Here is a 622-nt window from a genome sequence, read left to right as displayed (position 1 = left end):
TTATGCTATCTTGTTGTTTATCTGCAAATTTTCTACCACCATCTAAACCACGGCCATCATCAAAGCCGCGTAAAAACATACCTCTAAAATCAGGAACTTTAAAAGTTCCATAGCTGTTTTTCCCCCATTTATCACCTATTGCCTTGAATAACTGCGGATAATCCTCACACTTATAGGACTTACCATCACATAAAAGCCAACCATTTGGCACACTTTGCATAGCAAATGTTGCAATGAATCCAGCAGGAAAATTTTCTATTTTTGGTGGTGTAGGATTTAATAAATACCACCCTTCATGCTCTTTTATTAAAACACCATTATTATATACCATTTCATAAATGCCACCTCTTTGCAGCTCTCCCCCTTCTAAGGGGATAACCCCCACATCAGTGGCTTTATAGATAAGCTTTTCTCCTATATTATTAACAGTTATTGTCGTCGTGCCAATATTTGTGCCACGAGCTTTAAAACGTATGATGATATCATTGTTGTATTTCTTTATTGGTGAAACTGTCTTTAAGGTAATTAATGTTGTTTTATCTTCCGCATTTACCATAAAGCTTGAGTCAATAGATCCACCATTATCTGCAAGATATTCTCGTACGCGCTGCATCATCGCCCG

At 37.1% G+C, this 622-nt stretch carries 1 protein-coding gene; it reads right to left on the bottom strand.

The window, feature by feature from the left end:
• A partial coding sequence (locus tag ACFIO3_RS15015; RefSeq protein ID WP_375704774.1) for a phage tail protein occupies positions 1–622 on the bottom strand: 622 nt, incomplete at both ends.

This window comes from Bartonella sp. AD328YNZD (assembly GCF_042196425.1).
The sequence above is the reverse complement of the archived record's forward strand: the minus strand, read 5'-3'. Positions and strand labels throughout refer to the sequence as shown.